The following is a 639-nucleotide window of genomic DNA, read 5'->3' as shown; positions in this document are numbered from 1 at the left end:
GACAAAATCAACGCACTCTAAAACCGGAAGGGCCTTTGCGGGCTCTTCCGGTTTTGGGGTGCGTAGCGGGGTGAGGTAGAAATCGACGGGTTCAGCGGGTCACCACAACATGTAGGGGTCCCTGGTGTGAAGATGAAAGTTCCTACACAACCATCTAAACCCACCAGGGACCCGTACTGTGAAGCCTACTGGAAATCTCGTCGCCGACACTATCTGCCGTACCGCGGAAATCGGGCTTGCCATCACCGGTGCCGCTGATGCCGGAGCGCTGACCATCATTGAGGCCAGGCCAGTAGCCGTTGTCGGCGTGTGCCCGGTGTCAGATGCGAGTTTTTGGTACCGGTGTTCTGGGGACTCGGTACTGTCGTGTTCCGGGTAGTTGGTACCGGGCCGAGGGGTGCGTCGGCCCGGCCCGTCTGTATTAGTCGTCTGGGGTGGTGGGGGCGGTGGCTTTGCGCATGTCGAAGTCTCCGATATGGATTCGGTGGCCGTTGTTGAGGCGGCTTACGAGTGAATCGGCTCCGACTCTGTCTGGCAGTGTTTCAACCCAATAGGCGGCAGCTGATTGGGAGGAGATAAGTGTAGGCAGCCTTCCGTCGCGGTCGTGAGGTTACCCTCGTTTAGTGGACACCCTATTTG

The 639-nt window shown here is 58.5% G+C and carries 2 pseudogenes; one reads left to right on the top strand and one right to left on the bottom strand.

What is annotated here, in order from left to right:
* Positions 1 to 178: 178 nt before the first annotated feature.
* Positions 179 to 313: pseudogene (locus HMPREF2912_RS12695) on the top strand (ISL3 family transposase); the annotation flags it as partial.
* A gap of 108 nt (positions 314 to 421) precedes the next feature.
* Here HMPREF2912_RS12695 and HMPREF2912_RS13220 read toward each other — a convergent pair.
* Positions 422 to 604, bottom strand: a pseudogene (locus HMPREF2912_RS13220) (ATP-binding protein); the annotation flags it as partial.
* Positions 605 to 639 lie beyond the last annotated feature (35 nt).

It is taken from the genome of Corynebacterium sp. HMSC056E09 (genome assembly GCF_001813425.1).
GTDB classification, from domain to species: domain Bacteria; phylum Actinomycetota; class Actinomycetes; order Mycobacteriales; family Mycobacteriaceae; genus Corynebacterium; species Corynebacterium hesseae.
Note: the sequence above shows the minus strand (reverse complement) of the source record. Positions and strands in the feature narration are given on the sequence as shown.